The 24614-nt window shown below is 65.1% G+C and carries 24 protein-coding genes; 13 read left to right on the forward strand and 11 right to left on the reverse strand.

Features of this window, described 5'->3' with window-relative positions:
* Positions 1-26: 26 nt before the first annotated feature.
* A complete protein-coding gene (locus ACP7AG_RS11575; protein WP_426030929.1) occupies positions 27-614 on the reverse strand; it encodes a tyrosine-type recombinase/integrase in 588 nt (195 codons plus the stop codon).
* A 258-nt stretch (positions 615-872) separates the two neighbouring features.
* On the opposite strand from ACP7AG_RS11575, the gene ACP7AG_RS11580 reads away from it, so the two are divergent.
* On the forward strand, positions 873-1193 hold the full coding sequence (locus ACP7AG_RS11580; RefSeq protein ID WP_426030930.1) for a hypothetical protein: 321 nt from the start codon (positions 873-875) through the stop codon (positions 1191-1193).
* Here ACP7AG_RS11580 and ACP7AG_RS11585 read toward each other — a convergent pair.
* Complete coding sequence (locus ACP7AG_RS11585) at positions 1186-1767, reverse strand: hypothetical protein (protein WP_426030931.1); 582 nt, start codon at positions 1765-1767, stop codon at positions 1186-1188. The genes ACP7AG_RS11580 and ACP7AG_RS11585 overlap by 8 nt on opposite strands.
* A 573-nt stretch (positions 1768-2340) precedes the next feature.
* On the opposite strand from ACP7AG_RS11585, the gene ACP7AG_RS11590 reads away from it, so the two are divergent.
* The gene (locus ACP7AG_RS11590; protein ID WP_426030932.1) at positions 2341-2478 is read left to right on the forward strand and encodes a hypothetical protein; all 138 of its coding nucleotides are present in this window, start codon (positions 2341-2343) and stop codon (positions 2476-2478) included.
* A gap of 6 nt (positions 2479-2484) precedes the next feature.
* On the opposite strand, the gene ACP7AG_RS11595 is transcribed toward ACP7AG_RS11590, so the two are convergent.
* Both ACP7AG_RS11595 and ACP7AG_RS11600 read right to left on the reverse strand, forming a co-directional pair.
* The gene (locus ACP7AG_RS11595) at positions 2485-3840 is read right to left on the reverse strand and encodes a hypothetical protein (protein ID WP_426030933.1); all 1356 of its coding nucleotides are present in this window, start codon (positions 3838-3840) and stop codon (positions 2485-2487) included.
* A 339-nt stretch (positions 3841-4179) separates the two neighbouring features.
* The gene (locus ACP7AG_RS11600; RefSeq protein ID WP_426030934.1) at positions 4180-5493 is read right to left on the reverse strand and encodes a tyrosine-type recombinase/integrase; all 1314 of its coding nucleotides are present in this window, start codon (positions 5491-5493) and stop codon (positions 4180-4182) included.
* A 359-nt stretch (positions 5494-5852) separates the two neighbouring features.
* Between ACP7AG_RS11600 and ACP7AG_RS11605 the strand changes: the two genes are divergently transcribed.
* Genes ACP7AG_RS11605 through ACP7AG_RS11615 form a run of 3 tightly spaced genes read left to right on the forward strand, consistent with a single transcriptional unit; the run spans position 5853 to position 7949 of the window.
* Positions 5853-6848: a methionine ABC transporter ATP-binding protein gene (locus ACP7AG_RS11605; protein WP_426030935.1), complete on the forward strand. Its 996-nt coding sequence runs from the start codon at positions 5853-5855 to the stop codon at positions 6846-6848.
* The gene (locus tag ACP7AG_RS11610; RefSeq protein ID WP_426014832.1) at positions 6845-7528 is read left to right on the forward strand and encodes a methionine ABC transporter permease; all 684 of its coding nucleotides are present in this window, start codon (positions 6845-6847) and stop codon (positions 7526-7528) included. Before ACP7AG_RS11605 ends, ACP7AG_RS11610 begins: the two co-directional genes overlap by 4 nt.
* Positions 7529-7583: 55 nt before the next feature.
* Positions 7584-7949 (forward strand): hypothetical protein, encoded by a 366-nt coding sequence (locus ACP7AG_RS11615; protein ID WP_426014830.1) that lies wholly within the window; start codon positions 7584-7586, stop codon positions 7947-7949.
* A 1-nt stretch (position 7950) separates the two neighbouring features.
* Here the strand turns inward: ACP7AG_RS11615 and ACP7AG_RS11620 are convergent, their stop codons facing one another.
* Complete coding sequence (locus ACP7AG_RS11620) at positions 7951-8199, reverse strand: hypothetical protein (protein WP_426014828.1); 249 nt, start codon at positions 8197-8199, stop codon at positions 7951-7953.
* 162 nt (positions 8200-8361) lie between these two features.
* On the opposite strand from ACP7AG_RS11620, the gene ACP7AG_RS11625 reads away from it, so the two are divergent.
* The 4 genes from ACP7AG_RS11625 (at position 8362) to ACP7AG_RS11640 (ending at position 13970) form a co-directional block, all read left to right on the forward strand.
* Entirely contained in the window at positions 8362-9171 is an 810-nt protein-coding gene (locus tag ACP7AG_RS11625; RefSeq protein WP_426014825.1) for a MetQ/NlpA family ABC transporter substrate-binding protein, read from the forward strand.
* A gap of 245 nt (positions 9172-9416) precedes the next feature.
* Positions 9417-10148, forward strand: coding sequence for a GntR family transcriptional regulator (locus tag ACP7AG_RS11630; protein ID WP_426014962.1), 732 nt, complete (start codon positions 9417-9419; stop codon positions 10146-10148).
* Between the two features lie 145 nt (positions 10149-10293).
* A complete protein-coding gene (locus ACP7AG_RS11635) occupies positions 10294-12699 on the forward strand; it encodes a TonB-dependent siderophore receptor (protein ID WP_426030936.1) in 2406 nt (801 codons plus the stop codon).
* The gene (locus ACP7AG_RS11640) at positions 12699-13970 is read left to right on the forward strand and encodes a CynX/NimT family MFS transporter (protein WP_426030937.1); all 1272 of its coding nucleotides are present in this window, start codon (positions 12699-12701) and stop codon (positions 13968-13970) included. The genes ACP7AG_RS11635 and ACP7AG_RS11640 overlap by 1 nt, the downstream gene beginning before the upstream one ends.
* A gap of 63 nt (positions 13971-14033) precedes the next feature.
* On the opposite strand, the gene ACP7AG_RS11645 is transcribed toward ACP7AG_RS11640, so the two are convergent.
* The gene (locus ACP7AG_RS11645; RefSeq protein ID WP_426014818.1) at positions 14034-14750 is read right to left on the reverse strand and encodes a TorF family putative porin; all 717 of its coding nucleotides are present in this window, start codon (positions 14748-14750) and stop codon (positions 14034-14036) included.
* Between the two features lie 256 nt (positions 14751-15006).
* Positions 15007-15831, reverse strand: coding sequence for an SDR family NAD(P)-dependent oxidoreductase (locus ACP7AG_RS11650; protein ID WP_426030938.1), 825 nt, complete (start codon positions 15829-15831; stop codon positions 15007-15009).
* A 69-nt stretch (positions 15832-15900) separates the two neighbouring features.
* Between ACP7AG_RS11650 and queF the strand changes: the two genes are divergently transcribed.
* Positions 15901-16356 (forward strand): preQ(1) synthase, encoded by a 456-nt coding sequence (gene queF, locus ACP7AG_RS11655; protein ID WP_426030939.1) that lies wholly within the window; start codon positions 15901-15903, stop codon positions 16354-16356.
* Positions 16357-16423: 67 nt separating this feature from the next.
* Here queF and ACP7AG_RS11660 read toward each other — a convergent pair whose 3' ends face one another.
* Both ACP7AG_RS11660 and ACP7AG_RS11665 read right to left on the reverse strand, forming a co-directional pair.
* On the reverse strand, positions 16424-19237 hold the full coding sequence (locus tag ACP7AG_RS11660) for a Plug domain-containing protein (protein WP_426030940.1): 2814 nt from the start codon (positions 19235-19237) through the stop codon (positions 16424-16426).
* 203 nt (positions 19238-19440) lie between these two features.
* Complete coding sequence (locus tag ACP7AG_RS11665; RefSeq protein WP_426030941.1) at positions 19441-20058, reverse strand: nitroreductase family protein; 618 nt, start codon at positions 20056-20058, stop codon at positions 19441-19443.
* Positions 20059-20131: 73 nt separating this feature from the next.
* On the opposite strand from ACP7AG_RS11665, the gene ACP7AG_RS11670 reads away from it, so the two are divergent.
* Positions 20132-20740: an NUDIX domain-containing protein gene (locus tag ACP7AG_RS11670; protein WP_426030942.1), complete on the forward strand. Its 609-nt coding sequence runs from the start codon at positions 20132-20134 to the stop codon at positions 20738-20740.
* 84 nt (positions 20741-20824) lie between these two features.
* Entirely contained in the window at positions 20825-21655 is an 831-nt protein-coding gene (gene cysE, locus ACP7AG_RS11675) for a serine O-acetyltransferase (RefSeq protein ID WP_426030943.1), read from the forward strand.
* Between the two features lie 184 nt (positions 21656-21839).
* Here cysE and ACP7AG_RS11680 read toward each other — a convergent pair whose 3' ends face one another.
* Positions 21840-22814: a hypothetical protein gene (locus ACP7AG_RS11680; protein WP_426030944.1), complete on the reverse strand. Its 975-nt coding sequence runs from the start codon at positions 22812-22814 to the stop codon at positions 21840-21842.
* A gap of 184 nt (positions 22815-22998) precedes the next feature.
* On the opposite strand from ACP7AG_RS11680, the gene ACP7AG_RS11685 reads away from it, so the two are divergent.
* Positions 22999-23547, forward strand: a complete 549-nt coding sequence (locus ACP7AG_RS11685) for a PAS domain-containing protein (RefSeq protein ID WP_426014804.1) — start codon at positions 22999-23001, stop codon at positions 23545-23547.
* Between the two features lie 116 nt (positions 23548-23663).
* Here the strand turns inward: ACP7AG_RS11685 and ACP7AG_RS11690 are convergent, their stop codons facing one another.
* Positions 23664-24605 carry an aldo/keto reductase gene (locus tag ACP7AG_RS11690; RefSeq protein ID WP_426030945.1) on the reverse strand — a complete coding sequence of 314 codons (942 nt, stop codon included), beginning with the start codon at positions 24603-24605 and terminating at the stop codon, positions 23664-23666.
* Positions 24606-24614 lie beyond the last annotated feature (9 nt).

Consider the following 24614-nt stretch of genomic DNA (forward strand, 5'->3'; position numbering starts at 1 on the left):
GGGAGCGCCGCCATTTTCTTGGTGGTTTAGTCTCGCCCGCGCTGGGTGCGTCGCCACAGCCGCTCCGCGAAGGCGCGCTCTTCTGCGCCGGTAGCGTGCTGATAGAGCACCGTAGTTTCTAGCCGCGCGTGCCCCATCCAGCGCTGTGTGAGGCCGGGCGGCACATTTTCCTGTGCATTCGCGATTCCATACCCATGACGAAGGCCTTTTGTCGTCGCCTGGACGCCCGAAATACTTGCTCGCTCCATCGTTTCTTTGATCCAGCGCCAGCCAGTCTGACGGCAACAATCCCAAAGTCTTTCGTCCGCAACTCGGCCTGATGAGAGTTTGAGCAGTTCATCCAGCAATACGGTCGGGATCGGCACGGAGCGGTAGACCGTTTTGCGACGCTTCAGCGTGCGGAAAACGACGCTGCCAATACCGGCATCAAGCCGTGCGGGCGTGATGGCGAGTGCTTCGCTAAGGCGGCAACCGGAATACGCTACGAGCAAACAGAATGCGCGCTGCGTCGGAGGTGCACTCTCCGCAGCATCGAGGAAGCGAAGTCGCTCTGCTGCTGAGACATATTTCCTCGCGCCGAGCGCATCAAAAAGCTGCTCTGCACCGACGCTCATGCCGCTCCGCCACAACCTGCAACAAAATGAGCAATAGAGTTGCAAGAGTCGCGAGGTGATAAATCTCGCGCGCACGGTAGTTTAGTCGTTCGACCAGTGACGTAGGGACAGTTGAGTTTTCGGCGTTCCATAGACGCCAACAACTGTATGTAAGCCACCGCATCGGGCAACAGAATTGCTCATAGTGTTACAATTTCCTTGCCGAAATTCAGATTTGGCGAGGGAATTATGTGGCGGGTTTGCATCGTCGTATCTGTCGTGGTGCTGACCGCAAGCGCCGCTCAGGCTGAGGTGAACCGAGGCCCGTACAATACGGCGGTTCGCTGCTTTGCCGCCGCCGCTTACGTGCGGCACTTACAGACCAACGTGGGCAACACCGCTGCTGCCGACGCTCTCGAAGAGCGGGCAAAGCAGGCCTGGGGCGTGTCGTTTATCCTTGGCAAGGCGATTGGCATCAGCCAGGACGAAGTGAAGCGGGATCTCGACGCGACGAAGGACACGCAGTTGCCGCGCTTCGCCCAGGACACCGCCTACCTCAAATCATCGGTCGCAGCCTGCAAGGCTGCCGACCTTATGTGATGGAGGGCGACTGGCCCGAAATGCGCTGCTGCTCCGGCACCCCGTGATCGGCACGTGTGGTTTCAGAGTAGGTGACGCCCGCTAGCTTCAGGCGCTCGATTTCCTCGCGCGGAACAAGCGGTGCCTTTGAGGGCACATCGAGATCGCCTAGAGCCGCCAACTGATCGGCCGATTTCGATACATTTGCAGATTTTGTCTGCGCTGCTTCCAAATCCTGCGAAGCCTTTTCCAGCGCTGCGAGATTAGGTGCGTAGTCGGGGCTTCGGTTTGCACCGTGCGCGCCAGCGTCTTCCAACTGCGCCCTTGAAAGTTCAAGCGCCCGTGCGTCACCCGCAGGCGTGTGCAGAGCAGAGGCCTCCTCAATCGCACGCTGCCGTTCGGCCTCTCGCTTGCGGAACTCGCGCTCGTCTTCCTCTGACTTGAAGGTCAGGTAGGCGTCGAATTTCCGGTCACGGAAATAGTCGTTCGTGAAATCCGTCACGGCAGCGCGGGCATTTTGGCTCGCCTCAGCGAGGGTGATCTGCCCGGCGTCCGTAGCCGCCGCCTGTGCAGCGCCTGCGACTGACGAAGCCATAGAAGCCTGCGCCGTCACCTCGGCCCTAAGGCTCGCAAGGAAGACAAGACCCGCATGACCTACGCGTCGTTGCAACGCTCCGAGTGCCTGAAGCTGACTCTCGGCCGCTAACAGTGCCGAACCGCCAGATTGGCGGAGCGCTGAGATGGCGGCTTCAATATCGGCTTGGGCGGCGTTCAGGTGCGAGAGAAGGTTAGCCCTGAGGCTGGCTTCCGCCTCCGCCGGCGAAGCTTGCCGCGCGCTTGGGCCTTCGATGGTGCCTGTTAGTTCGGGCTCGATACGTACCTCTACCCTGCTATTCTACGCGGGAAGTGGTTAGGAATTCGTTAAGACTTATGAACGGGCGGCATTCCAGCGTCACGAAGTCCTATGTCACCACAGCAGGATAACGGTCGGGATGAGAAGGATCGTCGGCTCGGCCGGCCCTGCAAGGTGGCTCGCTTCCGCACCTTTTGTTTGTGCAGCTCCGCCCCGCTTCGCGGCGCTACTGCGACCTGTTCCGGCCCGGTCTAGAGGCTCGGCGGAAGGTCCTCATCCGACACGCATCCCGCGTGCGGCAACCAAGGAGGACTTATGAAATGGAACACCGTCGCACCGATCATCAGCGCTATCGCACCGATCATCAGCGCTATCGCACCGATCATCAGCGCTATCGCAGCGTTCATCACGGCTATCGCCAACCTGGTTCTGGCGATCCGGGAGGGGTCTTGATGGGCCTTACCTTACCGGTCGGGCGGAGCCGATCGAATGCTTCTCAAAGAGTTGGCGGAAGAACGCCTCGATGCGTTCAACCGCTCCAGATCCGACCAGTTCATTGGCACCGAAGCGGTAGATCTCGTAGCCGGCGAGACGTAGTTCCCGATCGGCTGCAGCCATCTCCGCATAGACCTTCAAGGATGCCTTCTCGCCCTCTGCGAAGTGGTGTTTCCCATCCACTTCGATAACGATGCGCTGCCGCAATGGCAGCAGCAGCAGAAAGTCCATCCGCTGCCGGGGAAGCGGAAGGCGATGGCGAAGGTTCTTGGAGATTGCAGGGTCGTAGTGAAGGTATACCTGCGGAATGAGTGCCGGCAGCGCATCGCCTAGCTCGTTTCGGAAAGCCTTAAAGTAGGTTCCGAACAGATTCTTCTCTGCGTCGGAGTCGAGCGACTGTTTCAGCCGCTCGCCCAAACCCTTCGCCGCCTCGGCGCGATCAGTACCAGGGCGCGACGCCCACCAATCGACTAGCTCACTCCAAAGCAGCCCCTTGCTCGTGAGCGGGCGCTCGTAGATCAAACAACTCGCCTCGTTTGTCATGACCGCGATGTCGTTATTGATAGCGTCCTTCATCGCAATCTCGGGCTTTGGTCCGTTAGAGGCGAAGATCAGGTTCTTAGCCTTGCCCTGTACGCCCTGAGCGACAGGCTCGACCTGGTAGATGGGATGCGACGCCTCTTCGCCGACGACGACAAGCTCGTAGCCTTCCCGACGCAGCACTTCTGACAACTGTTTCGCCAACGCGATCTGTTCAGGTCCCCTCCGCGCAAGAGGATGGACGGCAGCGCCGATTAGCGCTGCGAAACGGGCGCGAGAGCAGTGATACGCGCCAATCTGGTCGAAGAGATATTCGACCGACCAATCATCGTTTCGTACCATGTGGCGCTCGATCTGCGCCGATAGGCTTGTCGTGTCGACGCCGCCGAAAATGGCGGAAAAATCTACGCCGCCCAAGGGAAACCAGCCCTTGAGCATGGGGACCAATGGGCGCTCACCTGATAGGTCGTGACCAAAGACTTTTGCCACATCCCGCCGGGTCAGTTCGCGTATAGGAGACTGGTTCAGCTCCTGAGCCGTCAGCGCAAGCTCTTCGAGATCATAGTCATGCTGGATGCTCACGGCGGCGAACGCGGCCTTGGTCAGTTCCTCGACCGTCTTTCCCTCGACCGCGCCATGGGCGCGATGCCATTTGGTAACGCCATCGCCTTGCTCAGGCACAGTCAGCCCGAGGCTATCGCCAAGCTCCCCCATACGATCATGCGTAGAGGAATGAAGGCGTGAAGCGATCGCGCTCGCCAACTGGTCCCGTAGGGTCATGCGCCTCCATGGTGGTGCGGGCGACCGGAATCGAACCGGTAAGGGATTACTCCCGACGGATTTTCTTACCACTTCGACTTTCGCCGCCGCGCCGAAGGCGCGTTCGTGGTCTGGACTATCCCTTCACCGTGCGCCGGCAAAGCCGGCGGTTAGGTGCTGCCCGTCTAGTCTCTACACCTTCCCCGATGGGGCTTGGCTCGGGATCGCCATTTCACAGGGTTCCCCGAATTTGAGCAGTTCTGCACCCGGCGTTTCCGCCGGGGCACTCAATGTTGACTTAAGTCCGTTGCGTCTACCAATTCCGCCACGCCCGCTTAAACCGCGCTCAGCTATAGTCGGCTAAGGCTTAGCCGTCGAGCGGGATTTCGACCGCTTCACGGTCGGCAGGGGTGCTTTGACTTTCTCCGCCTTAGCATTCTTAGGAAACAGGCGGCCTTTCCTTACGTTTACAGCCGAAGCATCAATTACGTTTTTGATGTGTGAAGCGTAATATTCCTCGATCATCTCCACGCTTGTTCGGCAGTTCTTCGCTATTTGATAGATGTCAGCTCCCTCCATGAGTCGAAGGCAGATGTAAGTATGACGAAGGCTGTAGAATGTGCGTACTTGGCCCTCTCGATCTCGCTTGAGGTCGAGCCGGTCTAGCACGAGGTTGAAGAGGTTTCGCTGGAGCACGGGGAAGACGTTATCTGTGGGTTGTCCGTCCGCGCGTTTGAGCAGCCGCTGAAAAGGCATGACCGCGCCAGGCATGCTTTTGCAGTAGCCAATGCCACGTTTCCCACGGACCTCGATTTCGAGAATGCGTTCGCCCGTCGAATTGTCGGTAACGACATCGACGTCTCGATATTCGAGGCGGAGGGCCTCGTCTGGGCGTAGCCCGGTGTTGACGAGGAAGAGCACGGTATCGTGCAAATTCTGGTAGTCCGAACGGTACCGCTCGGCAGTCGGCTCGCGCGCGAGGTCTCGCGTCAGATCGCGGAGCCGTTTGTATTCGTCGGGTGAGAACCATGCTCGATGGGTAATCTTCGTCTTTTCCTTGAAGGGAAGAGACATGTCCGGAAGCATCGGCAGCCAGCCGTGCCGGTGGGCTGTTTTCAGGATTTGCCGAAGGCAGACGATCTCCTGATGCAGGGCGCTTCGCGATAGCGGGACGTGCTGCCGTGCGGGCGGCTCTTCGCCGCGCGCTCTCGCAAGCTCGTCACTCTTCACCTCGGTCCAACGAGGCTTTCGCCCTTCGCGAAGGCGATGGACGCGATAGTCGAGGAGGATGCCGGAAGTGATTTCCTCAACGCCTATTTTGCCGAAGAACGGAATGAGGTGATTGTTCACGCGGTCCCTGTGGCCCTGAACATAAATGGGGCTTCGCCGACCCTGAGTGATAACCTCGAATTCTGTAAGGAAGCGATCGGCCGCGACCGTGAAAAGAACGCCCTTAGGCTTCTTCGTGGGGACGCCGCCGCCCCAACGGTTCTTACCCTTGAGTTCGAGAAACCAGTCTTCTGCAAATGCCTTCGCCTGTTGAAGGCCTTCCTCCTTCGTGCTCGCGCGAAACCGCTGACCAGCGACTGACGCCGAGCACCACCAGAAGGGGCTTTTGTCCCTTTGGAAAACTTGAACTTTGCCGCCGAGAATTTCGTGAGCCGTTGTGGCCATGAGCACCTCCGTGTGTCGGAGTGTGCCAGCAATGTGTCAGCTCCAACTAAAGCCAACTTAACAGTTTTGCATTGATTTTGCAAGGTTTTTCGTCTTAGTTTTTGGTTTCTTTCGGATTTTAAGTCCGTAGCGTCTACCAGTTTCGCCACGCCCGCACGGTCTCGCCTGAGCCCGTATAGGGGGAGGGGGCCGCGCCGCCAAGGGGGCGACCCTATCGCGGCGCCGCCGCCGTCATCACGTTGGAAAGGCGCCTGCGGCGGCACAGGGGAGCGTGGCGGCGCGGGGCAGTAGGGCCCGCCCCTCGCCAAGAGGAGCGTCAGCGCCTAAATGCTGCCGCTCCACAATCTTCGAGCCAGCCCGTGATCACCTTCGACAACGTTTCCAAAACCTATGCCGGCAACGGCCGCGCCGCGCTCAGCGGCGTGTCTCTGTCGGTCGCCCCTGGCGAGGTGTTCGGCGTGATCGGCGCTTCGGGGGCGGGCAAATCGACCCTGATCCGGCTGATCAATGGCCTGGAAACGCCGTCGAGCGGCCAGATCCTGGTCGACGGCGACGACGTGGCGGCCTTGGGCGTCGAGGGCCTGCGCGCCCTGCGTCGCCGGGTCGGCATGATCTTCCAGCATTTCAACCTGCTGTCGTCCAAGACCGTGGCCGGCAATGTCGCCTTTCCGCTGAAGCTGGCCGGACGGCCGGGCGCCGAAGTCAAGGCGCGCACCGCCGAATTGCTGGCGCGGGTGGGGCTGTCGGAGTTCGCCAACAAGTATCCCGCCCAGCTGTCGGGCGGCCAGAAGCAGCGGGTCGGCATCGCCAGGGCCCTGGCGACAGACCCGAAGGTGCTGCTGTGCGACGAGGCCACCAGCGCGCTGGATCCCGAAACCACCGAGCAGATCCTGGACCTGGTCTCCAACCTCAATCGCGAGCTCGGTCTCACCATCGTGCTGATCACCCACGAGATGGACGTCGTGCGCCGCGTCTGTGATCGGGTGGCGGTGCTTGAAGGCGGAGCGGTAGTGGAAAGCGGCTCCGTCGAGGCGGTGTTCCTGCATCCGGCCAGTCCCACGGCGCGGCGTTTCGTGAACGAGGCCGATGGAGTTGCGGCCCACGGCGCCCTCGTCGGTGGCCGCGTGGTGCGGCTGACCTTCCGCGGCGAGGCGACCTACAAGCCGATCCTGGGCCTGGTGGCCCGCGAGACCGGCGTCGACTATTCGATCCTTGGCGGCCGCATCCACCGCCTGCGCGACACGCCCTATGGTCAGCTGACCTTGGCCCTGACCGGGGGCGACGTCGAGGCGGCCATTGCCCGGTTCCAGGCCGACGGCGTCCGGGTCGATCTGCTGACGGAGGCCGGCCAATGAACGCCTTCCTCCAGAATATCGCCCTCTTCCAGAACGTGGATTGGTCCGAGATCGGCCAGGCCACGCTCGACACCCTGGCGATGCTGGGCGGGTCGATGGGGCTGACCGTGATCCTGGGTCTGCCCCTGGGGGTGATCCTGTTCCTGACGGGACCGGGCCAGATGCTGCGCAACCGCGCGGCTAACGGCGTGCTGTCGCTGGTGATCAACATCCTGCGCTCGGTGCCGTTCGTGATCCTGCTGATCGTGATGATCCCGCTGACCGTCGCCCTGGTCGGCACATCGCTGGGCGTGGCTGGGGCGATCCCGCCGCTGGTGGTCGGCGCCGCGCCGTTCTTCGCGCGCTTGGTCGAGACCGCCCTGCGCGAAGTGGACAAGGGCGTCATCGAGGCCAGCTTCGCCATGGGCGCCAAGCGTCGGCAGGTCGTGCTGGGGGCCTTGTTGCCCGAGGCCATGCCGGGCCTGATCGCTGCGGCGACGGTGACGGCCATCGCCCTGGTGTCCTACACCGCCATGGCCGGCGTGGTCGGGGCGGGCGGCTTGGGCGACCTGGCCATTCGCTTCGGCTATCAGCGCTTCCAGACCGACGTGATGGTGGTGACCGTGGTGCTGCTGCTGGTGCTGGTCCAGGCGCTGCAGATGGTCGGCGACGCGGTGGTGCGCCGGGTTTCGCACCGCTGATACGATTGGGGACAGGCCCACGGGCCTGTCCCCGTCCCGTGGATTGAAAGAGACGATGACCGAAGACGACATGCCCATCCTCACCGCCCCGCCGCCCGAGCACTGGGACGAGGCCTTCGCCCAGACCCTGGTCGGCAAGATCATGCTGGTGAATCTGACCCTCCTCGACGCCGAAGGCGAGCTTCAGGGCCGCGAGGCCTTCCATGGCGTGGTGATCACCGCCGACGCCGACGAGGGTCTGTTGCTCGACCTGCTGGGCCGGCAGGACGGCGACACCACGACCCTGCCGCCCCAGACCTCGAACATCACCGCCGCCGCGCCGGGGCTCTATCCGCTGGCCGACGGCGAGACGGTGGAAAACCCCGACTTCCTGTCAAGCTGGACGATCGCCGGGCCCGAAGAGCCGGCGAACGAGGAATAGGTCAGGCCTGGTCGAACGGGAACGGCAGCCGGCCCGCCTTGAAGATGATCACCGGGTTTTCATCGTAGTCCCCGAGTTCGACGTCGGCCGAGGCGGCGAAGGCCACCACGCCTTCGCGGATCGGAGCCAGGCGCTCGGCCTTGCGGCGGGCTTCCTCCGCGTCCTTGCAGCCCACCTGCTGCTCGGCTTTCAGGCCCTTGCCGCGGCCGGCCTTGTAGGCTTGGACGATGTAGACGGTTTCTTTGGCCATGGCTCTTCAGGCGCCCTGTTTGGCGGCGAGGTCAAGGCGGCGACCTCAACGATCCCCGACAATGATCCCCAACAAGAACCGAGACTCTAGGCCCTGGTTCAGGAAAACTGATTTCGCCATCCGCCTGCAACCGGGCAATAGCCTACCCGTCCAATCGCCTTAATGGAGCCGTTCATGGTCGCCCGCCGCGCCGCCCTTCTCAGCCTCGCCGCTCTCATGATCGCGGCCTGCTCGCGGCAGCCCGCGCCGAGCGCCGGCGATACTCTGACGGTGGCCGCCACGGCCGTGCCCCACGCCGAGGTGCTGGAATTCATCAAGCCCAAGCTGGCGGCCCAGGGCCTGAAGATCGAGATCAAGGTCTTCAACGACTATGTCCAGCCCAACACCCAGGTCGCCGAGAAGCGCATGGACGTCAGCTATTTCGAGACCCTGCCCTATCTGGAGACCTTCAACGCCGACAAGGGCACCAACCTCGTCCCGGTGATCGGCGTGCACATCGAGCCGATCGGCGCCTATTCGCGCAAGCACAAGACCATCGCCGACCTGCCGCAGGGCGCCACCGTGGCGATCCCCAATGACGCCAGCACCGAGGATCGGGCGCTGCGGCTGCTGGCCCGCAACAACGTCATCGGGCTGGACCTCGGCAAGAAGGGGCTGAGCCTGAAGGACATCGACAGCAACCCCAAAGGCCTGAAGTTCAAGGAACTGGAAGGCGCGACACTGCCCCGCACGCTCAGCGAGGTCGATCTGGCGGTGATCAACACTAACTTCGCTCTCGACGCCAAGCTGGACCCGTCCAAGGACGCCCTGCTGATCGAGGACAAGAAAAGTCCCTATGTGAACTATCTGGTCGCCCGTCCGGACAACAAGGACGACCCGCGCGTCCAGAAGCTGGCCAAGGCCCTGACCACGCCCGAGGTCGCGGCGTTCATGGAGCAGCACTATCACGGCGCGGTGGTGCCAGCGTTCTAGGGCATTGTTCGAGCGAAGTGGTTCCGGTTCGCGTGAAGAAAAATGCGTCAAAACAGAAGATTAGAGCTCACGGCCTGACGCAGTCAGGTCGGGAAATGCTCTAGGCGCCGATGGCGGATGCGTATCCTCACGTCCTCGATTCAGCCGATCCTACGTCCCTAAGTAGATCGCTCGCTAGCGCCAGCTAAAATTTCACCGTACATATCAGGCTCACTCTTTGCGGAGCCGATCCCTTGCGACAACTGATGGCTCCCGACGATGCTCTGGCCGGCGGCGCCCGCGACCGGATCCTGGTGCTGGATGTCTGTTCATCCTCCGGCCTTGAGGACTGGTCGCCCGACCTGCAGAAGGCCAAGGTCTATGAACGCATCCTGCTGGACCTGATCCTGGGTCGTCTGGCGCCCGGCGGTCGGCTGGACGAGCAGTCGCTGGCCGCACGCTACGATGCGGGCCTCGCCGGTGTGCGCGACGCCCTGGGCCGGCTGGCGCTGGAGGGGCTGGTGATCCGCCGGGCTCGCTCGGGCACCACGGTGGCGCCGCTTGACCTGGTTGAGCTGCGCCAGGGCTATGAGGCCAGGGCCCTGATCGAGCCGCACTGCGCTGGCCTGGCGGCCAAATACGCCAGCAAGGCCGAAGCCGCCGCCATCCGCGCGGCCTTCGACGGCGGCGAAGACGCGGCCCGCGCCCGCGACCTGCCGACCCTGGTGGCCATGGACCAACGCTTCCACGCCGCCGTCGCCCGGGCCGGCGGCAACATGGCCCTGGCCCGCATCCTGATCCCCTTGCAGCACAAGGCCGCGCGTTACTGGGTATTTTCGTTCGGCGCGGCGACCGAGGCCGAGCTGATCGCCGACGTCCAGCAGCACCGCGACGTCGCCGACGTTATCGCCCTGGGCAATATCGACGGCGCCCGGTTGGCGATGATGCGCGTGCTCAACATCATGCCCGAGGCCGCTCGGCCGATGTTGGCGGGATAGCGGCGTCCAGGCGCGGACGCCTTTGCATTGGCCAGTAGCGCCATCAGACAGGATCGTCTGAAATGTTAGATAATGTTTTGACGAACGTTGCGTAACCTCCCATCTCCTGGCTTCACCGCCATTCCGGCGCCGTGGAGCCCACTCGATGCCAAGCCGCGTTCGCCTGTTCGTTACCGCCATGGCCATGGGCCTGATGGCGGCGAGCCTGGGCAAGGCCCAGGACGCGAACCCCCAGAACGCCGTCGATGAGGTGCTGGTCCTGGCCCGCGACCGGGCCGGCCTGCTGGAAAAGCAGCCCAGCACCACCGTTTTCGGCCTTGAAAAGCCGTTGCTGGAAACGCCTCGCTCGGCCAGCTTCGTCAGCGACACCATGCTCCAGCGGTTCGGCGTCGAGACGCTGGACGGCCTGACCGCCGTCTCGCCCGGGACCTACACCGCCAGCTTCTATGGCGTGCCCGGCGCGCTCAATATTCGCGGCACCTTGGCCGAGAACTATTTCCGCGGCTTCAAGCGGGTGGAGAACCGCGGGACCTATGCCACCCCGATCGGTGGCGCGGCACAGATCGAGATCGTGCGCGGCCCGCCCACGCCGCTCTACGGCGCGGGCAAGGTTGGCGGCATGCTGAACTTCATCCCCAAGTCGGCGCGTGACGAGGGCCGGTTCCTGACCGATCCCAGGGGCGAGCTCACGGCCACTGTTGGAGCCTACGACAAGAAGAACCTCACGGGCCAGATCGCCCTGCCGGTCAAGCTGGGCGCGGCCGATGGCGGGGTCTACGCCTATGGCGAGGTCGACGATTCAAAAAGCTTCTACCGGGGACTGCATCCCAAGCGGCAGTTGGCCGAGGTGTCGGCCGACTTCGACTTGGGCGGCGGGTGGAGCACGGCGTTCGGCGGCATGGTCTATCATTCGACCGGCGACGTGCAGACGCCCGGCTGGAACCGCCTGACCCAGGACCTGATCGACCACCAGACCTATGTCACCGGCCGCGACACCACCTTGGTCGACGCTGACGGCAACGGCCGGCTAACCCCGGGCGAGGTGGGCTTCTATCCGTTCGGCAGCGCGCTCTACATCGCTTATGGCGCCGTCCCCAAGAGTGACCCCAACCATACTCTGGACACAGGGGTGGGCACGACCAGGCTGTCGCCGCGCACCGTGCACATCAGCCCCGCAGACTTCTCCACGACCCGCACCAACACCCTCTATCTCGATCTGGCCAAGCGGTTCGACGACGGCGGCGTGCTGAAGCTGCAGCTGTTCTATGACGACCAGGAGAACAGGCGCTTTGTCTCGTACGGCTACCCGGCCTGGTTCGACAGCGCGGTGTGGGAGGCGCGGGCCAGCTACGCGTTCGAGCGCGACTTCGGAGCGGTGAGCACCCAGTCGATCGTCGGCGCCAGCTTTCGCCGGTTCGAAGGACGGCGGCGCGAGAGCTTCAACAGCGGCATGATCGCCATCGACCGCCGCGACATCGCCTTCGGCGCGACGCCCACCGACATCATCGACAGCCCCTTCAGCACCGAACCGGCGGACGTCCAGGGCCTTCAATGGGAGAATGACAACAGCAGCACGTGGCGCCAGGCGGGCCTGTTCTTCACCAGCGACGTCAAGCTGGATCACCTGACCCTGACCCTGGGCGGCCGCTATGACGACTATGACGTCGCAGCCAACGATACCGGCTTCCTGCCCTTCACCGTGCCTGGCCGCCAGACCGACAGCCGGGGCAAGGCGACCTACAGCGCCAGCCTGACCTATCAGACTCCCATCGGCCTGATGCCCTATGTCAGCTACGCCAAGGCCTCGGCCCTGGAGGTCAGCCAGGCCGGAGACCTCGCCCCGGGCCTGGTCGCCGATGGGTCGTGGCTGTCGAGCGGCGACCTGGCCGAGGCTGGGGTGAAGGTCCAACTTCTGCACGGAACCCTGGTCGGTTCCCTGGCCGGCTATCGCCAAAACCGCACCCAGCTGTCGGGCCTGACGCCGATCGTCCAGAGCACACGGGCCAAGGGCGTCGAGGTGGAGGTGCGCTGGCTGGCCTCGAACCATCTCAGCTTCACGGCGACCGGCAACGCCCAGCACACGACGGTCGAGGGACCCGACACCTCGTTCCAATATATCCCGGCCTATACGGCGGGCGTGCCCGCGGCGCAGGCCTATGGCGGCTCCTACGTGATCTGGTCGTTCGGCGGGCCAAGTGGCTTGCCGGGCCGGGCAGGGGACTATGACTACAGCCTGATCCCAAACTCGGTGGTCAGCCTCTACGCCGCCTATACCAGCGACGTTCACGACTGGGGCTCGGCAGGCGCCACCCTGGGCGTCACCCACGTGAGCAAGACCTCCGGCACGGTGCAGGACGCGGTGACCTATCCCGCCTACGCCGTTGTGAACGCCTCGGCCTATCTGTCGCATGGGCCCTACACGGCCGAACTCAATGTCGAGAACCTCTTCGACACGCTCTATTTCACCCCCGACGCCGACACCTATGCCAATCTTGGAGCCCTGCCCGGCAAGGGGCGGGAATGGCGCGTGACCTTGAAGCGGACGTTCTGATGACCGAGCTCACCTTCTCGCGGCTCTCCTCCCACTTCCGTCCCTGGCTGCTGGTCGCGGCGTTTAGCCTGCTGCTGTTCCTGATTACCGCGGCCACCTATTCGTCGCTGGGGATCGTCATCCCGGCCATGGTCCAGGAGCTGGGCTGGAGCTGGGAGCTGGCCTTCGCGGGCTTCTCGATCCTGGGCGTGTTCACGGGTCTGTCGTCCTGGCTGCCTGCCCTGCTGATCCGCAGGATCGGGGTGCGGGGAACGGTGCTGGCCGGCGTGGCGGTGATGGCCGGAGGCCTGGCCTGCCTGGCGAGGGTCCATGCCCTGCCGATCTATTTCCTCGGGACGGCGCTGTGTGGGATCGGCTTCCAGATGGCCGCCCTGATTCCCGGCACTCACGTGCTGTCGGCGATCTTCAAGCAGCGGGCCCTGCCGTTCGGGATCTACTTCACCTTCGGCGCCCTGGGCGGGGTGGCCGGGCCGCTGATGGTGGTCGCCATCCTGCGCGCGACCCATGACGACTGGCGGCTCTACTGGGCTCTGCAGGCGGCGCTGGTCGGGGTGGTCGGGCTGGTCTGCGCCGTCGCCGTGGGAGGGCCCCGCTGGCTGGAGCAAGCCGGCGCGGCGCTGGACACGGTGCTGGACGCCGAGGCCAGGGCCGGGACCCTTCCGGGCAAGGTCTACCACACCGGCCACGAATGGAGCGTCCGCGACGCCGTGCGCACGCCCCAGTTCCTGGTGCTGCTGGCGGCCTATTTCAGCCATTTGCTGGCCGGGATCACCGCCGCCAGCCTGACCCAGGCCCACCTCACAGGGCTGGGCGTGGCGGGGGGCGTGGCGGCGGGCATGCTGAGTCTTGAGGGCCTGATGCAGGTCGGCGCGCGGCTGGGCGGCGGGACCATTGGCGACCGGGTCGACCCGAAGTGGCTGCTGGTGTTCGCCCAGGGTCTGCTGGTGGTCGGCCTGCTCGCCCTGTCCCGAGCCGCGACGCCGCCACTGCTGCTGCTCTATGCGGTGGGCGTCGGGGTGGGGTTTGGCCTGACCGTCCTGGCCGTCAGCCTGTTGCTGCTCAACTATTTTGGCCGGCGCAACAATGTCGAGCTGTTCTCCCTGACGTGCCTGGTGGGTGCGCTGTCGGCGGCAGGACCGGTGATCGGCGGCCATATGCGCGACCGTCTGGGAACCTTCGCCCCGACCTTCCAGCTATTCGCGGCGGTGACGGCGGTGGTGTTCGTGGCGGCGCTGTTCATGCGGCCGCCCAAGGTAATGCCCCAGGCCTGACGCATGAAAAAGGCCGCCTCGACTAGGTCGAGGCGGCCTCGTTCGTCAGGCTTGAAGCGTGATTTAGAACGCGGCCTTCAAGGCGACGGTCAGGGCCGAGCCGTACAGGCTCTTGCCGAAGTCGTGGCTGTCGGTGTCCGAATAACGGATGTCGGCGGTCAGGTGATCGGTGATCGCGGCCGAGACGCCCAGGTTCCAGGTGACGTAGTTGTTGTCGACCCCCGAAAAGTATCCCTTTGCGTCAACCGTCTGGTAGCCCAGGGCGCCGCTGAGGGTCAGCTTTTCGCCGATCGGGGCGGAGCCGTTGGCTTCGACGTAGTAGGATTCGCCGCCCTTAGACGGGAATTCCGGCGAGTAGTAGAAGGCGGCGCCGAGGGTTGCGGGACCGGCGGCGATCGAGGCGGCGGCCTTGGTTTCGATGTAGCTGTACGAACCCGGGATGCCGTTCTTGTCCTTGCTATAGCCGTAGTAGATCACGCCGAGGTCCAGGCTGACTGGGCCGACCACCGGCTTCACGCCAGCGTAGACATCGATTTCCGCGTCCGGGTTCGGCGTGCCGAAATCGACGTTCGAGGCCCAGACGCCAGCGTAGCCAATGCCGTAGGTGGCGTCGACGCCGCCAAAGACTTGGCCCTTGTTGTTGGTGTTGCTGATGCCGCGGAAGATGTAATCGCTGGCCACGCCGACGTTGGCGGACAGCTTCAGCTCTTCGGCCATGGCGGCGCCGCTCATGGCGACGGAGGCGGCGGCGGCGACCAGCGCGATTTTCAGAAATTTCATGTGTTCTATCCCCTTATCTGTTTTGCCGTACGAAGGGTTTTTTGGAGCCTTCGTCGTTCTTCGACGCCTGCAAGCGTATTTGAGCACAACGAGAGTTGTTGTCGGCAACGCCCTTGTTGCAATCACGCTGGCTAAATCGCCAGCACAAACGATGCGCATGGTGCAAAGTTTGGGCGCAGTGTGACGCTTTTGCTTCAGAAACGCCTTCGGGCGCCACAGTGTCGGGAATTTGTTTGTTTGCGCTTTACCTGCGGCATTAACGCATCGCTAGGCTCGCGCCGCCCAGGTGCAGGCCGGCGTCGACCAGCAGGGTTTCGCCGGTGACATGGCGCGAGGCGGGCGAGGCCAGGAACACCGCAGCGCCCGCGATGTCCTCGGCGGTCGAGGCCACTTTCAAAGGCGTGGCGGCCGCAGATCGCTCTCGCAGCCGATCGACTCGGTCGTCGTCCATGACCTTTCCAAACCATGGCGTGTCGATGAAGCCAGGGCAGATCGCATTGACCCGGATGCGGGGCGCCAGCGCCCGAGCCAGCGACAGGGTCATGGTCGTCAGCGCGCCCTTGGAGGCGGCATAGGGCACCGAGGATCCGTTGCCGACCACGCCGGCGATCGAGGCCGTGTTGACCACCGCGCCCGGCTGCGGCGCGGCCTCCAGCAACGAGCGAGCCGCGCGCACCATCTGGAAGGCGCCCACCACGTTGACGGCGTAGAGATTCAGGAAGTCCTCGGCGTTCACCGCGTCGAGGTCGGCGTGGTTGGGCGCGAACTTGGTGATCCCGGCGTTGTTGAACAGGGCGTCGATGCGGCCCGTGCTGGCCGCCGCCTCGGCGATCTTGCGGCAGTCGGTGTCCTGCGCCACGTCACCTTGAACCAGCACGGCCCTGCCGCCCTCAGCCGTGATCAGCCGCGCGGTCTCCTCGGCTTCCTGCGCGCTACGGGCGAAATTGACGACGACCAAAGCCGCGCCGCGTCGCGCCGTTTCGACCGCGATGGCCCGGCCCAGGCCCGTGGAGGCGCCGGTCACCACCACCGTGAAGCCGTCGAAATCGCGTCCGCTCATGGCTCGTCCTCTTCCCAACACCTGTTTGGCTCAGTGATAGCGACAGCGCGCGCGCTTGTCTCGCGCGGGCGTCGGGCCTAAATGCCGGCCATGACCGAACTTCATGTGACCCAGCTTGGCCAAGTGGTCGAGCCCGCCGCCAGCCCCGACCAGGCCGTCCTCGAGCGCGTACCCAATCCGCAGAGCGACGTGACCTATCTGGCGCGTTTCGTGGTTCCGGAATTCACCTCACTATGTCCGGTGACCGGCCAGCCCGACTTCGCCCATCTGGTGATCGACTATGCGCCGGGTGACTGGTTGATCGAGAGCAAGTCGCTGAAGCTGTATCTGACCAGCTTCCGAAATCACGGGTCGTTCCACGAGGACTGTACGGTCAAGATCGGCCGCAAGATCGTCGAGATCGCCGCTCCGCGCTGGTTGCGCATCGGAGGCTACTGGTATCCGCGCGGCGGCATCCCCATCGACGTGTTCTGGCAGACGGGCCCGGCGCCGGAAGGCCTGTGGCTGCCCGACCAGGGCGTGGCGCCCTATCGCGGCCGGGGCTGATCGCACCGCCTGAATTGGCGAAAGAGGGGCGCGTCCGGCTGGACGCGCCCCTCTTGTTGTTTCTGGCCTAACGCGCCGGCGGCGGGACGAGCGGCGGGTTCGACTGTCCCGGCTGCTGCGGCGGGCGCTGCGGTCCGAACAACTTGCGGACGCTGATCCTGACCGTGCGGCCCAGCGGATCGCGGAAATCGTCCTGATAGGCCTGCGGCGTGAAGCCCAGGGCGTCGCGCACGCTCTGGCGGGTGTCGAACAGGTTCTGGGCCTGCAGTTGCACCCGCGTGCCCCGCAGCCACGGATGGGCCCGCAGCAGCTGGGGTTGCGACGACAGGTCGGCGAACAGGTTGAGGCTGAAATTGGCCTGGTCGGAGAAGTACAGGTCCTGGTTGGCGGTCGCGCCGTTCAGGCGATAGCCGCTGCGCCAGCTGCCGTTCAGGAACGCGCCCATGCCGTTCTGGAAATAGCCGACCTGAAGTTGCACTTCGTGCTCGGGCCCTGAGCCCGAACCGCCGTTCAGGCGATCGATGATCGGCAGGCCATCGCGGATCTCGATCTCGTCCTTCAGTTTCCAGGTGTGGTAGAGCGAGACCGGCAGTCGGCCCTGGCCCGGACGCCCGCCGAAACGCCCGCTGCCGCCTCCGCCGCCGGGACCCCCAAAGGCTCCGCCCCCTGGGACGCGTCCGCTGCCGCCTTCCCCGCCGCCTGGAGGAGGCCCGCCGGCTCCGCCCAACGGTCCGCCGACGCCTGGCCGCGGCTTGCCGATAGGCCGCGACAGGTTGAAGCCCCAGCGCAGGTCTCCGCGCTCGGAGCGGGCATAATTCACCGGCCGCGCATCGACCGCGATCAGCTTGCCGCTGGCGTCGCGGATCACGCGCTCAGGGAAGGCCGACCCTATGTCGGCGGTGATCGATGGGAAGTTGTTGATCGAGTCCTCGATCTTTGTGGCCGTGTAGTTGACGCTCACCGTCAGCTGGGTCTTGGCCGTCTTCTTCAGCGGCTTGAGGTTCACGCCCAGCTTCAACACCTGGCGGTTGTCGGCGTCGAGATTGGGATTGCCGCCTTCGATGCGGGTCGCCAGCACGGTCTGGCCGGTGCTGAAGTCGTAGATCGAGACGTTGGCGGTCGACAGGATCGGGTCGTTCAGCTGTGAGGCGGTCGGTGCGCCGTGCTCGTTGGTGTAGCTGACGATGAAGCTGATCGGATCGAACGGGGTCCAATTCGTGCCCGCGCCTAGCGTCGACAGGCCGCCGAAGTCCGACAACTGCTCATATTGAACGTTGAGATTGGCCGACAGGCTGCCCAGCATGGGCAGGACGTCGCGCAGGCGATCGGCGATCGGCAGGGTCAGGCTGGCCTGCACATTGCCGGTGGTGCGCGAGATGTCGCGCTGCACCGCGACGCCGCCGAGGGTGCTGCGCGAATCCAGGGTCTGGGTGTCCGCCCCGACCTTGAAGGTGGTCTGCACGCCGCCCGCTGGAAGCTGCAGCAAATTGCCGATCAACACGCCTTCGGCATTGGCGGTGTTGGAGGTCGAGCGCGCCGTGTCGGGCGAGACCCGCGACAGCAGCTGATAGGGGATGTTGCCGAACGGATTGAGGTTGGGGTCGTTGGCCGCGACGCCGGCCGCGAACAGCGCCGCGTCCACGCCGCGGCCGTTCTGGGTCTCGCTGGTCGAATAGCCGTAGCCGGCGGTGGTGCTCCAGCGCCAGTCCTTGAGCCGGCCATTGGCCGCCGCGCCCAACGTCGCCTTCTGGGTGTCGACCTTGCGGGTCAGGGAGACGTAGTCGTCGACGAACCGGTAGAGCTGAACGGTCTCGGTGAAGGGCGAGTAGGGGTTGTCGCCCGGCGCCAGCACCCGGATGCCCGGCAGGCCCAGATAGCTGAGCGTGCTGGAATCGTCGAAGCCGCCCGTGAACGTCACCAGCGACGTCTTGCCCAGCGGCCGGGTCAGGGAGCCGCTAAGCGACGCCGTGGTGCTTCGGGGCGACAGGGTGCGCCAGGCGGTCAGGTCGTCGGTGGCGGGAAAGCCGGCCTTGGCGGCGAAATCGGCCACGCTGGGCGCGCCGGCGGCGGCCAAGGCAGGGACCTGGGCGACGGTGATCGGCCCGCCAACCAGGGCGGTCAAAGCCGGATCGATGGGCTGGCGCACGACGGTGACGGCGCCTGTCACCGGATCCACGACCTGGCGGTCGAGGCCGGTGATGTTGCCGGTTAAGTCATACGGCGAACCCGACGGCGTGCGCACGATGTCGCGCTCGGTCTCGAACAGCGGGGTGTCGTGGGTGAGCTTGCCGTTGAACAGCCAGCGCTGGTCGCCCTGAACGCGGAAGAACGTGCTCTGAACGTCGGTGCTGGTGCGGCCGCCCGCCGTCGGAAGCTTCACGCCGCCTTCGTTGGTGATGGCGCGGAAACGCCGGCGCAGCACAATGTTCACCACCCGCTGGTCGGCGCGGTAGCCATAGGTCAGCGACACTTCCTCGGGCAGGATCTCGAAGCGCTCGATGGCTTCGGGCGGAATGTCGCGGACCTCCTGGAAGCCCGAGATGCGCCGGCCGTTGATCAAAGTGATGGGTTGGCCGTCGCCGCGGCCCTGGCTGGTGCGCAGCTGAGGCTCCAGCGCCGCGAACAGTTCCGAGATGCTCCCCGCGCCATAGGCGCGGATCTGCGCCGGATTGAGCACCAGCTCCGGCTGGATCTTGCCCTCGACCTGGCCGCGCTTCTCGGCGGTGACCTGGACGGCCTCGACCTCGTACTCATCGGGATCGGCCGGCACGGCGCGCGGGGGCGCGGTCTGCGCGGTGGGCGCGCCCTTGGGCGCGGGCGCGGGGTCTTGCGCGGCGTCCAGCGCGGCCGCCAGGCCCAGTATCATCAAGGAAAGTGTCATGAGCCCCGTCGGCCGGAATTGGAGGGTCGGCGATAAAACGCGCTGTCGTCTTCAAGCCTGGCCATAGGGCAAGGCCGTGTCGGACGGCAACTCAAGCGCGTTTAAAATCCCTTCAATGCAGAACTGTTACGCCAAAGTGTCTGAGTTGACGCATGGCCGCGAAGAGGGCCGCCCGTTGGGTGGGCCGTCGCCGGCTTTTCGCCTCAGTCGGCCGTCCAGTGGGTGGTGATCCTCGCGACGTCAGGTCGCGCGCGCTCCTGTGGCGGCTCGGTGACGGTGCCAAGATAAAGGTAGCCCGCCACCAACTCGCCCTGGCCCAGGCCGAGAATGTCGCGAGCCTCGGGATCGTAAGAGTACCAGTCGGTAATCCAGTTGGCGCCCCAGCCCAGGGCCTCGGCGGCCAACAGCATCTGATGACAGACGGCCGAGGCGCTCTGGCGCTGCTCCCATTCGGCGATGTCGCCAGGGATGTAGCGCGAGACTACCGCCACGGCGACGGGCGGCCGGGTCAGCTTGCGCAGGGCGGCGTTGGCCTTGACCGGATTGGCCTGGCGGCCGGCCAAGGCGGTGATCTTGGCCGCGAAGGCGTTCTTGGCCTCGCCGCTCAGGATCACGAACCGCCAGGGCGCCAGCTTGCCGTGGTCGGGCACTCGCGCGGCCAGGCGCAGCAGGTCCATCAACTGGGCGCCATCGGGGCCGGGCGCGGCCAGGGTCATGGCCGAGGCCGAGCGGCGCTTGGCGAGGAAGCCCACCACGGCCGGATTGGCCTCGATCGGCAGCACGGCGCCAAATTCCGGCGCGGGGGGAACGGAACCAACCAAGACGGTCTCCACGATGCGTTATAGGTGGCACACCTATGGCCGAGCCCCGGCCACCACAAGTCGCGAGACCCCGATGGCCGACAAACCGTCCTGGCTGAAAACGCACGGCGAACCGTGGGGCGTAAGCAGCCAGCAGATCGTCTATGACAATCCGTGGCTCACCCTGACCGAATATCAGGCTGTCGCCCCCACCGGGCGGCCGGCGCTGTACGGCAAGGTGTCGTTCAAGAACCGGGCGATCGGGATCGTGCCGCTGCACGCCGACGGCACAGTCACCCTGGTGGGCCAGAACCGCTTCCCGCGCGCCAACTACAGTTGGGAGATCCCCGAGGGCGGCGCGCCGCTGGACGAGAATCCGCTGGACGGCGCCAAGCGCGAACTGGCCGAGGAGGTGGGGCTGGTGGCGGCCGACTGGCGGCTCATCCTGTCGCTGGAACTGTCCAACTCGATCACCGACGAGCACGGCTATGGCTATCTCGCCATGGATCTGAGCCCCACGGCCGCCGCGCCGGACGAGACCGAGGATCTGGCCGTCGCCCGCGTGCCTTTCCCCGAAGCCCTCGATGCTGCGGTCGCGGGACACATGCCGGACGCCTTGACGGTGGCTTTACTGCTTCGCGTGCACCATATGGCGGTGAAGGGCGAACTTCCCGCCAAGCTGACGCAGCTTGTCTTGGGATAGCGACGTTCTTACAAGGACGGCGTGCGGACTAAAGCATTTCCTAAAAAGATGCTCTAAAAGCCGCGAGGCGAGAGGGAGAACCCGGTGGCCAAGCATCTTGAAGTCGTCGGGCGCGACACGGCGCCCCCCGTCTGGGCGGCGCTGCGCAACCAGGCCGAACACGCCGCCAAGGCCGAGCCGGCCCTGGCCTCGCTGCTCAACGCGGTGATCCTCAGCCACGATAACCTGGCCGACGCCCTGACCTTCCAACTGGCGCGCAAACTGGGCGATCAGGAGATGCGGGCCATGACCGCCCGCGAATTCGCCGCCGAGGCGTTCCACAGTGACCCGGCGCTGGTGACGGCCGCCGAGGCCGACCTCGTCGCCGTGTTCGAGCGCGACCCGGCCTGCAAGGGCTATGTCCAGCCTTTCCTGTTCTTCAAGGGCTTCCTGGCCCTCCAGACCCACCGCGTGTCGCACTGGCTGTGGAGCGAGGGGCGCGAGACCCTGGCCTTCTATCTGCAGAGCCGGGCCAGCGAGGTCTTTCAGGTCGATATCAATCCCGCCGCCCGCATCGGCCAGGGCGTGTTCATCGACCACGGCACTGGCATCGTCATCGGCGAGACCGCAGTGGTCGGCGACGACGTCTCGATGCTGCACGGGGTGACCCTGGGCGGCACCGGCGCCGACCGCGGCGACCGCCACCCCAAGATCGGCAAGGGCGTGCTGCTGGGCGCGGGCGCCAAGGTGCTGGGCAACATCACAATCGGCGACTACGCCAAGATCGCCTCGGGTTCTGTGGTGCTCAAGCCCGTGCCGCCGCACTGCACGGCCGCCGGCGTCCCGGCCCGCATCGTCAACTGCCCGACCTGCGAAGAGCCAGCCCGGACGATGGATCACACCCTGGCCGACATGGTCTACGACTACGTGATCTAGAGGTCACGCCAAAGCCAAAACGAAAGGGCCGCTCCTACGGGAGCGGCCCTTTTTGTTTTCCAATGTGCACGGCCGAGCGCCTAGAGCATTTTTCGAGCGAAGTGGTTCCGGTTCGCGTGAAGAAAAATGCGTCAAAACAGAAGATTAGAGCTCACGGCATGACGCAGTCAGGTCGGGAAATGCTCTAATAGACCACTCCGCCGACGCCGCCATCGAGGCTGAGGCTCAAGCCCTGGCTCGACTGTTCGCGCACGGTTTCTTCGCGGTAGGCGGTGTATTTCTCGGTGGTCAGGATGCTCAGCACCTTCACCCCGGCGCCGTAGCGGCGCAACAGCGAGCGCTCGTTGCAGTCGCGGGCCGGGCGTTGCGGACGGCAGCTCATGGCGCCCCCACGGCCATCGGGGCCGCCGGCCAGGCCGGAGCCGCCACCAGCGCCGCCGCCGCCGTAATAGAGCGCTTCGCTCTTGCCGCAGACAAAGGTCTCGCCGCCGAAATTGCTCTGGCTGAAGCCTTCATAGGCCCCGATCACGTACTGCATGCGCGAGCCGGCGATACAGCGGTAAAGCTCGCCCTCATAGCCGCTGTCGATGTCGCGATCAGGGGTGACCTGCGAGGCGGGGTGGGGGATGTCCTTGTCGTCCAGGCAGACGGCGCGGATGACCACGCGCTTGAACTTGGTGCGGGTGGCCTCATACGAGGCGCGACGACGGGCTTCGCCGCCTTCGACATTCAAGCCCTGGATGTAGCCGGTGGAGACCGGGCCAGAATAGTAGCCGCCGTGCGTGCCGCCGCCGTAATAGACGGTCGAGCCGGCCGAGGCCCCGGCGCTAGCGCCGGCGCCAGAGCCGGCGTTCGAGGTGGACGTGGCGCTGCTGGTCGCCGAGGCGTTGGCGTTGACCACCACCGAGCCGCTGACGTGGATATTGACGCCCGGCACATATACATTGTGCCCGTTATTGCCGCAGGTGTTGCAGTTCGAGGGCGGGGTGGGCGGACGTGGCGGGGCCGGCGGCGGGGCGCAGCAAGGCGGCGGCGGCGGCGCACAGCCGCCGCACTGAGCGGAGGCGGGGCCGCTGAGCAAGAGCGCTCCCAAGCCGCCGGCAAGAGCAGCGGCCAGGCTGATCCACAGCTTGGGCAAGGTCATTTTCGGCGCCCGCATAGGCCTCTTCCCTTCACAACTCATCAGCGTCGTGCACGGCCATTAGCCATGCAAGAACCACGCCATGGTCGTCATTCCATCGGCAAACTGTCCCAGGACGATACGGTCCGAGGGCTGGCCCGATTTTCCCTGCAAGCCCGATGCGGTCGAAAAGGACCGCGAGCGAGCCGCGAGGGGAACGACGATGTTCCATCCAAGCACGGAACGATTGATAGACTATTGGCGTAGCAAGGCCGTTAACGAGGCCGTGCCGACCCGCGCCAGCGTACATCCCGGTGATTTCCTCGATCTGCTGCCACAGGTGTTCATCTTGGGCCGCGACGGCAAAGGTCGTTTTCCGGTGCGGCTGGCGGGGGGCTTCGTCACCGACCTGCACGCCCGCGACCTGCGCGGCGAGGACGCTCTGGGCTTCTGGGCTCTGTCACATCGGTTGGAAATCAAGTCAGCCTTGGAGGTCGCGCGCCGTCGGGGCGAGCCGATGGTGGTCACAGCGGACATCCGGGCTGTCGGGGTTCCGTCGGTCGGGATGGAGGTTCTGTTCGCGCCGATGACCGGGGTCGACGGCCAGGTCGACCGGTTTCTGGGACTTTACCAGCCCATCGCCATGATCCAGCGCCTGATGGGCCGGCCTGCCTCGGAGCTGGGCGTGCGCGAAATTCGCAGCCTCGGTCCAGCCAATGAGGAAGCGCCGCGTTTGCGGCTGGCGACGCTGCACGGGCGTCGGATCGCCTGACGACATTCAACAGAGCTTTTCCGTCCGGGGGGGCGGAAAGGACGACGCGCCGCAGGGGACGCGTCGGACGGTGGGGAGGGGGCGCCAGGGGGGGCGACCTCTCCTCATCAGGGTTTCTAGGCCCCCGCCGCGTTCAACCCCTCAATCACCTCTGCCGGCAGCACGAGCCGCGCCGCGCCCATCAGTTCGGTCAGTTGCTCCACGCTGGTGGCGCTGGCGATCGGGGCGGTGATCGACGGGTGGGCCATGATCCAGGCCAGGGCGACCTGAGCCTGGGAGGCGCCCACCGTCTTGGCGGCCTGGTCGAGGGCGGCAAGCACGCGCTGGCCCTTGTCGTTGAGGTATTGCCTGACCGTCCGCCCCCGCGCCTTGCCTTCCAGATCGGCCTCGCTGCGGTATTTTCCAGTCAGGAATCCGGCGGCTAGGCCGTAATAGGGGATAACGCCAATCCCTTCCTGGCCAGTCAGAGCCTCCAGCGCGCCCTGGACCTCGCTGCGGTCATAGAGGTTGAACTTCGGCTGGATGGTCTCGTAGCGCGCCACGCCTTGGTCGGCCGAGACCTTCAACGACTGCGCCAAGCGCTCGGGCGTGAAGTTCGAGGCGCCGATGGCCCGGACCTTGCCGGCCTGGATCAGCCGGTCGTAGGCCTCCAACGTCTCGTCGATCGGCGTGGCCTGATCGTCCTGATGCGATTGGTAGAGGTCGATATGGTCGGTCTGCAGGCGCGTCAGCGAACCCTCGACTGCCGAGACGATATTGGCCGCAGACAGGCCCGGCTGGGCTGGCCACATGGCCACCTTGGTTAGGATCAGCACGTCGTCGCGCTTGCTCCGGCCCTTCAGCCAGCGACCGATCACGCTTTCGGACTCGCCGCCCGTGTGGCCGGGGACCCAGGCCGAATAGACATCGGCGGTGTCGACCGCGTTGAAGCCGCCGTCGATGAAGGCGTCCAGCAGGCGGTGCGAGGTCGCCTCGTCCGCCGTCCAACCGAAGACATTGCCGCCGAACACCAGCGGCGCGATGGACAGGCCGGAGCGGCCGAGGGGGCGGTGGTTCATGGGGCGGGG

It is taken from the genome of Caulobacter sp. DWP3-1-3b2, assembly GCF_049896325.1.
Classification (GTDB): domain Bacteria; phylum Pseudomonadota; class Alphaproteobacteria; order Caulobacterales; family Caulobacteraceae; genus Caulobacter.

What these genes read in the sequence shown, in the direction of transcription:
- ACP7AG_RS11575 (WP_426030929.1), bottom strand. Translation starts at nt 614, where the DNA reads ATGAGCGTCGGTGCAGAGCAGCTTTTTGATGCGCTCGGCGCGAGGAAA.
- ACP7AG_RS11585 (WP_426030931.1), bottom strand. Translation starts at nt 1,767, where the DNA reads ATGGCTTCGTCAGTCGCAGGCGCTGCACAGGCGGCGGCTACGGACGCC.
- ACP7AG_RS11590 (WP_426030932.1), top strand. Translation starts at nt 2,341, where the DNA reads ATGAAATGGAACACCGTCGCACCGATCATCAGCGCTATCGCACCGATC.
- ACP7AG_RS11595 (WP_426030933.1), bottom strand. Translation starts at nt 3,840, where the DNA reads ATGACCCTACGGGACCAGTTGGCGAGCGCGATCGCTTCACGCCTTCAT.
- ACP7AG_RS11600 (WP_426030934.1), bottom strand. Translation starts at nt 5,493, where the DNA reads ATGGCCACAACGGCTCACGAAATTCTCGGCGGCAAAGTTCAAGTTTTC.
- ACP7AG_RS11610 (WP_426014832.1), top strand. Translation starts at nt 6,845, where the DNA reads ATGAACGCCTTCCTCCAGAATATCGCCCTCTTCCAGAACGTGGATTGG.
- ACP7AG_RS11615 (WP_426014830.1), top strand. Translation starts at nt 7,584, where the DNA reads ATGACCGAAGACGACATGCCCATCCTCACCGCCCCGCCGCCCGAGCAC.
- ACP7AG_RS11620 (WP_426014828.1), bottom strand. Translation starts at nt 8,199, where the DNA reads ATGGCCAAAGAAACCGTCTACATCGTCCAAGCCTACAAGGCCGGCCGC.
- ACP7AG_RS11625 (WP_426014825.1), top strand. Translation starts at nt 8,362, where the DNA reads ATGGAGCCGTTCATGGTCGCCCGCCGCGCCGCCCTTCTCAGCCTCGCC.
- ACP7AG_RS11630 (WP_426014962.1), top strand. Translation starts at nt 9,417, where the DNA reads ATGGCTCCCGACGATGCTCTGGCCGGCGGCGCCCGCGACCGGATCCTG.
- ACP7AG_RS11635 (WP_426030936.1), top strand. Translation starts at nt 10,294, where the DNA reads ATGCCAAGCCGCGTTCGCCTGTTCGTTACCGCCATGGCCATGGGCCTG.
- ACP7AG_RS11640 (WP_426030937.1), top strand. Translation starts at nt 12,699, where the DNA reads ATGACCGAGCTCACCTTCTCGCGGCTCTCCTCCCACTTCCGTCCCTGG.
- ACP7AG_RS11645 (WP_426014818.1), bottom strand. Translation starts at nt 14,750, where the DNA reads ATGAAATTTCTGAAAATCGCGCTGGTCGCCGCCGCCGCCTCCGTCGCC.
- queF (WP_426030939.1), top strand. Translation starts at nt 15,901, where the DNA reads ATGACCGAACTTCATGTGACCCAGCTTGGCCAAGTGGTCGAGCCCGCC.
- ACP7AG_RS11660 (WP_426030940.1), bottom strand. Translation starts at nt 19,237, where the DNA reads ATGACACTTTCCTTGATGATACTGGGCCTGGCGGCCGCGCTGGACGCC.
- ACP7AG_RS11670 (WP_426030942.1), top strand. Translation starts at nt 20,132, where the DNA reads ATGGCCGACAAACCGTCCTGGCTGAAAACGCACGGCGAACCGTGGGGC.
- ACP7AG_RS11680 (WP_426030944.1), bottom strand. Translation starts at nt 22,814, where the DNA reads ATGCGGGCGCCGAAAATGACCTTGCCCAAGCTGTGGATCAGCCTGGCC.
- ACP7AG_RS11685 (WP_426014804.1), top strand. Translation starts at nt 22,999, where the DNA reads ATGTTCCATCCAAGCACGGAACGATTGATAGACTATTGGCGTAGCAAG.
- ACP7AG_RS11690 (WP_426030945.1), bottom strand. Translation starts at nt 24,605, where the DNA reads ATGAACCACCGCCCCCTCGGCCGCTCCGGCCTGTCCATCGCGCCGCTG.